The sequence below is a fragment of the Arcticibacter eurypsychrophilus genome (assembly GCF_001730525.1).
Classification (GTDB): domain Bacteria; phylum Bacteroidota; class Bacteroidia; order Sphingobacteriales; family Sphingobacteriaceae; genus Arcticibacter; species Arcticibacter eurypsychrophilus.
Genome location: NZ_MDFN01000015.1, coordinates 124,731 through 132,533, shown reverse-complemented (window position 1 = coordinate 132,533; position 7,803 = coordinate 124,731). Strand labels below are relative to the sequence as shown.

Annotated in this window: 4 protein-coding genes; all 4 read left to right on the top strand. The window is 42.2% G+C overall.

Annotated features, from left to right (window positions below):
• A partial coding sequence (locus tag BFL47_RS10180) for a fibrobacter succinogenes major paralogous domain-containing protein (RefSeq protein WP_083257106.1) occupies nt 1-4,025 on the top strand: 4,025 nt, incomplete at its 5' end.
• 19 nt (nt 4,026-4,044) lie between these two features.
• Nucleotides 4,045-5,517, top strand: coding sequence for a thioredoxin-like domain-containing protein (locus tag BFL47_RS10175; protein ID WP_245681346.1), 1,473 nt, complete (start codon nt 4,045-4,047; stop codon nt 5,515-5,517).
• A gap of 31 nt (nt 5,518-5,548) precedes the next feature.
• Nucleotides 5,549-6,769, top strand: a complete 1,221-nt coding sequence (locus tag BFL47_RS10170; RefSeq protein ID WP_069659684.1) for a gliding motility-associated C-terminal domain-containing protein — start codon at nt 5,549-5,551, stop codon at nt 6,767-6,769.
• 13 nt (nt 6,770-6,782) lie between these two features.
• Nucleotides 6,783-7,751, top strand: a complete 969-nt coding sequence (locus BFL47_RS10165; protein WP_245681345.1) for a PorP/SprF family type IX secretion system membrane protein — start codon at nt 6,783-6,785, stop codon at nt 7,749-7,751.
• Nucleotides 7,752-7,803: the final 52 nt, after the last annotated feature.

Sequence of the window (7,803 nt, the reverse complement as noted above, 5' to 3'; positions counted from 1 at the left end):
CCAGTATCAGTGAGAACACCGGTTGGGCAGTAGCGAGTGATCCATGTACACTGCTGTTATCAAACGGCTGGCGTATCCCAACTTATACCGAATGGAACAATGCAGATATTCCACCACAAAACTGGACTACAGCCAGTGATGCGTACGCCTCAGTGCTCAAAGTTCACATGGCAGGCTATCTTGCAGCCGCAACCGGAGTACTGACTACCCGTGGAACGATTGCCAATTACTGGAGCAATAACTATTATAATGCAGGACTGGCCTATTCCTTTTCTGCAGGCATAAGCAGCAGTAATACAGCCATTCCGGATAAGGCAAATGCCTTCTCTTTGCGTTGTATCCGTGATGCCATTGTGATAGGCAAACCATCTGTAAGCAACGTGAAAGTGCCGACCACATCGATGACCGCAACTACAGCCGCTGGTACAGCAACGGTCGCTCCTGATGGCGGTGCAACTGTAACTGCCCGTGGCCTGTGCTGGAATGCAATCGGTTCTCCAACAGTTGCGGATAATCTTGTTCCTGCCGGAACCGGTGTAGGCGAGTTTACCGTAACCCTAACCGGGTTAGCAGAAGGGCTGACCTATTATGTACGTGCCTATGCCACTAACACTGCCGGAACCACATACAGTCCGGACGTGACCAGTTTCAAAATTTGTCCGCCCGTATTTACGGTGATCCATACCGCCGGACTGAATGGCGCTCCTGTTACCAAAATGGTAACCTACCATTCGGTAAGTACCAATATATCCGGTACTGCCGCCTGCTGGCTAACCCAAAACTTGGGTGCCGACCGTCAGGCACTATCTGTGGACGATAATACAGAAGCATCTGCAGGCTGGTACTGGCAGTTCAACCGTGTACAGGGATATAAAAATGACGGCACAACACGTACCCCGTCGAATGCCTGGACCGCCTGGACCACGGGTATTAGTGAAAATATCAACTGGACTACAAGTGATCCATGTACCCTGTTACTTTCAGGAGGCTGGCGTATCCCGACTCAAACAGAGTGGTCCAACGCAGACGCAGCTCCTCAATACTGGGCAACGGCAGTAGATACCTATGCCTCTGTACTGAAACTGCACCCTGCAGGTTACCTGGCTTACGATACAGGACTCCTTACCAACCCGGGATCCAGTGGAAATTACTGGGCCAGCATTCAATATGGTGCGGGCAATGGTTATGCACTTAACCTGGGTAGCAGCAGTAGTGTGGTTGCACCTAATAAAGCTCAGGGATCAAACCTGCGCTGTATTCGTGATGCGATAGTAATAGGAAGACCTTCTGTTAGTAACGTAACGGTGCCAACTTCAACCATGACGGCAAATACAGCTCAGGGAACGGCTACGGTAACTGTCGATGGCGGAGCCGCAGTAACCAGCAGAGGCCTGTGCTGGAACGCTACAGGGAATCCAAGTATAGAGGATAATCCTATCTCAATCGGTACCGGAACCGGCATGTTTACCGGAACACTACCCGGCCTAAAACAAGGTATTACCTATTATGTACGGGCTTATGCCACCAATAGTGTAGGTACCGTATACAGTCCTGATATTACCACATTTAAACTTTGTCCACCAACCTTTACTGTCATTCATACTGCAGGACTAAATGGTGCACCAGAGACCAAAACAGTGACCTACCATTCGGTAAGCACCAATATCTCCGGATCAGCAGCCTGCTGGCTTACCCAGAATCTGGGAGCTGATCAGGAAGCAGTATCAGCATCAGACGCAAATGAAGCATCTGCCGGTTGGTACTGGCAGTTTAATCGTTTGCAAGGATATAAGTCAGACGGAGCTACATATACTCCATCCAATGCCTGGACAGACTGGATAACTAGTATTAACGAAAACATTAACTGGGCAGTATTGGCGGATCCATGTACTCAGCTTTTAGGAAATAGCTGGCGTATTCCAACCAATACCGAATGGAGTAATGCAGATGCTCCACCACAGAATTGGAGTTCAGCAATAGATACTTATGAATCTGTTTTAAAGCTTCATCCTGCAGGATTTATGGCATATGATTCAGGTGAGTTAGCAAACAGGGGCTCTAGCGGAAATTATTGGAGCAGTATGCAATCTTCAGCAGTGGGGGCTTTTGTACTGAACCTGGGTAGTAATAGTAGCGTTACAGCTCCGTCTAAAAATTATGGTTATTCTGTCCGTTGTATTCGTGATGTCGTGACGGTGACCAAACCTTCTGTAAGCAATGTAACAGTGCCAACTTCATCGATGACCGCTACCACAGCACAAGGAATAGCAACGGTAACTCCAGATGGCGGTGCAACTGTAACGGCTCGTGGATTGTGTTGGAATACAACAGGTAATCCTATTATTGAGGATAATCCCGTTGCATGTGATGCTGGAACTGGAAGTTTCACCGGAACACTTACTGGGTTAAAACAAGGACCAACATATTATGTAAGAGCCTATGCCACTAATAGTGCTGGAACAATATACAGCCCGAATGTTACTATCTTTAAAATCTGCCCTAGTACGTTTACCGTAATTCATACAGCAGGCCTGAACGGCGCCCCTGTTACCAAAACGGTAACCTACCACTCAGTGAGCTCCAATATTTCAGGATCCGCCGCCTGCTGGCTTACCCAGAACTTGGGAGCCGATCGTCAGGCAATGTCAGCGAATGATAATACCGAACTATCCGCAGGTTGGTACTGGCAATTCAATAGGTCACAGGGTTACAAAAATGACGGCACAACACGTACCCCGTCAAATGCCTGGACCGCCTGGACTACTAGTATCAATGAAGGTCTCCACTGGGCAGCTGCAAGCGATCCATGTACTTTGCTACTTTCTGCAGGCTGGCGTATCCCAACCTCTACGGAATGGAGCAATGCTGATGCTGCACCTCAATTCTGGACATCCGCTGTAACCACATATGCATCTGTACTGAAACTGCACCCTGCAGGTTACCTGGCTTATGATAGTGGTACGCTCATAAATCCAGGGACTAGTGGCTACTATTGGAGCAGTACCCAATACAATTCAACTAATGGTTATGCGCTTAACCTTGGAAGTGGCAGCAGTTTGATCTTTCCTAATAAAGCTCAGGGCTCTAACCTGCGCTGTATCCGTGATGCTGTGGTTTTAGCCAGACCTTCTGTAAGTAACGTAACCATTCCATCTTCTTCCTTAACATCTAATTCCGCTGATGGAATAGCAACTGTAACACCTGATGGCGGCACGATTGTTACTGACCGGGGATTGTGTTGGAACACTACTGGTACTCCAATTATAGAAGATAACCCGATTCCTAACGGTAGTGGAACAGGTGGCTTTACTACATCGATTAGTGGTTTGAAAGAAGGGCCAACTTATTATGTAAGAGCCTATGCTATTAATAGTGTAGGAATAACCTATAGTCCCGATGTAACTAGTTTTAAAATTTGCCCTGCTGTATTCCAGGTTACCCACACTGCTGGTGTAAATGGAGCTCCTGAGACCAAAACAATAAACTATCATGCTGTAAATAGCAGTATATCAGGGATTGCTAAATGCTGGCTTAGCCAAAATCTGGGTGCATCCCAGCAAGCTTCATCTGCAATTGATGCAAGTGATGGTTCAGCTGGTTGGTATTGGCAATTTAATCGTTTGCAGGCTTATTCCAATGATGGAACAACCCGCACACCATCTACCCCTGCTTGGGTAGTTAGTATATCTGAAAGCGCTAATTGGTCCGTTGCAAATGATCCTTGCGTGCAGATGCTTTCAACTGGCTGGCGCATACCTACAAATGTTGAGTGGACCAATTCAGATGCTCCTCCTCAAAACTGGACATCGTTAAATGATGCGTTTAGTTCTGATTTAAAACTTCATGCTGCCGGTTATCTAGGAATAAGTAATGGTGGATTAAATGGCAGAGGAGTTTACGGACGCTACTGGAGTAGTATGCAAATTAATAATCCTAGTGGTTACTATTTAGAACTTTATAATGGCAGCGGTACAAGTTATATGGAAAAGGCGTATGGTTTTTCACTTCGTTGTATAAAAGATTAATAATATAAAATCAAGTAAGATGGATAATGTTAAGAAAATGAAAGTAGGTTTTATGAAAATGTGTGAGTCGGGAATATTTGTCTTCCTTTTTGTCTTTGTATGTAATGTAAAATCAGAAGCACAGGATGTAACTGTGAAGATTCATATTTTGGGTGTTTATGAGAGCAAGATTACTTTATTACCCTTGGTTGGCGCCAATGCTTTGAAACCCCTGGTAGAAAAGGTAGGTATTAAAAGTGGAGAAATATCCACTATAACAGTTCTTAAAGATCGTTTACCCGGCACCTTTGTTCTTCGCTTTGATTACAAAGAAAAGGAAAGTAGTACCCCTTACCCTTCAGAAAAATACATCTTTATAAATAATCAAAATCTAGAATTATGGGTACAGCCAAAAGCAGTTAGTAATCCTGATAGTACTTACTTCCAAAAAGATGAAATGGAAAATAGCCTTTTTGCATCCTTTTCAATAGAGAATGCAAAACGTAAGCAACAAATAGGACTTCTTCAAAATTTTCTTATGGCTTATGATAAACCTCAATCACCATTTTATAATACTGGAATTCAAGAATACGAGACCCGACGTGTAGAATATAATCAATGGATTACTTCACAAATAAATCAGCATAAAGAGGCATTTATAAGTACTATTTTCCCTTTTCAGTACGTGCAACCTATTGATTGGAAGGGTAAAGAAACGGATAGAATAAACAGCCTGATGGCTCATTATTTTGATAACATGGATTTTAAAGATCCTCTTTTAGTAAAAACAGCAGAACTCAAGGAATGGATGGATAAATATGTAAATTTCTATGGAGCCATGTCCACAACCATTGCTTTGAGGGACTCCCTGTTTACCCTTGCAGGTAAAAGATCAATAGAAAAGGCAAAATCAGGCCATCCTCTTGTATATGGATGGGTAGTCGATTACTTTTATAAAGGATATGAAGGATTCAACATTCCTTCTGGCATCAAAATGCTGGAACCCTACTTGCAGGATCCTAAATGCCTGACAAGTAAAAGGCTCGAGATTGAAAAACGCCTTCAGGGAATAGAATCCATACGACCAGGAATTATCGCCCCCGACTTTCTAACTACAGACAAAGCTGGAAAGGCTGTTCAGTTCCTGAATTACAAAACAGACTCACCTTATAAACTAGTGTTATTCTGGTCAGCAGATTGCCAGCATTGCAAGGAGCTAATGGAAAAATTGCAGCCCTTGTATCAGCAAATTGGTGGCAAGGATAAGATGGAAGTATTTGCTTTGAGTCTTGACTTTACCGACGTCGAAATCAAAGCTTGGGAAGATGCAAAATTAAAATTAGTTGGCTGGAAACACAGCAGACCCAAGGATGGAATTAACAGCCCGGAAGCAAATGCATATTATGTACTTGCTACACCTGTGATGATCCTTGTTGATTCAAAAACAAATAAAATAGTAGCTCTTCCAGATTCAGCAGAACAACTTGAAGAAGCAATCAAAAAGATAAAATAAGGTTGAAGGGACGGAGTACACATATACAGAAATGAAAAAACCGGTAATATTCTTAGCAATAGCGTTTAGTATAATAATTTTCCCGAATAGTTTAAAGGCTCAACTAAATGCTGGAACAGAAGGCCTGTTTATTAAAAGCGGTACCTCATTTTCCGTTGATGGACTAGCTCTTATACCATCCGACGATTTATACATGAATAACTTGAGTATTATAAGAGAGTCTTTGCCTGTTAACTGGCCTCAGTATAATGGAATCAGGCGCATATACCATTTTAGTAGTCCTGTTATGTATCGTGGGTATCTGGCTTTGAATTATATGGATACCGAACTAAACGGAAATAAGGCAGCAGAACTTACCTTAGCGTATACCAGCACAGTAGCCAGTGCGAATTACTCTAATTATACTTTTTCTTCTTTAAGTGCCGTAAACGTAAATAAGAATATAATTACTGAAGTTTTTGGGACCGCCATCAGTTTTTCTGATCTAACGGCAGTAACTCCTGGATTCCTTGTCCCTCCTGTTACGCCATCAGAAGCAACAACTATTTGCGAAGGTTCTTCAGTGACCTTAAGTACAGTGGATGCAATGGCATGGCAATGGTATCGCGATGGCATCCAGTTAACAGGTAGTAAACGTCGCAATTTAGTAGTATCCCAAAGTGGGAATTACGCAGTACGAACTACCTTTTCCAACGGAGTAGCAAGTACTTCATTTCCTGTAACTATTAACGTGAGCCCACCAATTGTAGGAAATGTACTATCCGGTACAAAAACGGGCCTTTCATTAGGAGCTACAGCTAAATTAACAGCTTCCGGTGGTACATCTTATCAATGGGAGAGTGCTGATGGAATTATCAATGGTTTAAATTCCGATACATTAGTGGTCAGACCAACAAAATCTACCACATACCAGGTTATAATCAGTAATAGCTTTGGTTGTAATACGGTTAAAACAATAGAAGTGGTTGTAGCGAATGATTATAAAACTTTGGAAGCAAATAATTTAATAACACCCAATGGTGACGGTATAAATGATTTCTGGGTCATAAAAAATATCGATTTATATCCTAATAATGAGCTGAAAATATTTGATCGTGCTGGAAGAGTCGTGTTTAGTCAGACTGGTTATAATAATACCTGGGACGGAACCTTTAATGGAATTCTCTTGTCTGAAGATACTTATTACTATGTCTTATACCTCGATTCTGGAAAAGGAAAATTAACTGGTTTTATATCAGTTGTACGCCCATAACCGCAAAAATACTATGGTAAAAATACTTTGTGCAGATACTAAAATGCAAAACAAAATAGATACATATATCCCTTTTCTAAGTCTACTATTCATCTGCTTTGGTTTAACTATTCAGCAGGCAAATGCACAAATAGTACCCTTGGCCGCTCAATATTACCTGAATCAATATTTAGGTAATCCTGCTTTTGCAGGTTTTGATGAAGGGTTGAGGGTCAATATTGCTTATCGCAATCAGTGGAGGGCTATTCCCGGCTCTCCGGTTACTCAATCCTTAACAGGAGATTATCTCTTGCCTACATTCGAAGGAGGTAAAGCTGGTGTAGGCTTAAATGTCTACAGCGATAATGCTGGCTTGATTAAAAGAACGAGAATAATGGGTAGTTATGCTTATCATTTACCTCTTGATGGTGGAACTCAGTTCATTCATTTCGGTTTATCTCTAGGGATGATGAATGAACGTCTGGATAACGAAAGTATCATTGCTGATCCAAATGATGTTCTTGCTGATCTATATAACCAGCGGAAAACATATGTTGATGGCGACTTTGGAGTAATTTATACGAACGAGCGGATGACTTTCCAGGGTACAGTGCCAAATTTGAAGAAGTTTCTTAGAAAGGATAATACGGTATCTGTGGATGGATCAACTTTCTTTATGGCTATATCATATAAAATGGGTAGAAATCCGGATGTTTTATCACTTGAACCTAAGTTTTGTTTGCGTGGGGCACAAGGCATAGATAACTTATGGGACTTTGGATCGAATTTAAGTTTCTCTGATAAAGTAACCTTGATGGCGATGTACCATAGTAGTCAAAGCTCTACTGTAGCTCTGTCCATAAATTACCTGAATAAATGTACGCTTCAGGGGGTTTATAGCAGTCAGCTTGCAGGTCAAAGAGAAGCAACCGGGGGAAGTTTTGAAATCAATGTTAAAGTGCCCTTAAAACGTAACAATAAAGTCAAATCCTATACCTTCTAATTTGTTGCTTTGTAACATTTCCCAATAGGTTTTTCTAAAGATGTTCTGAGTT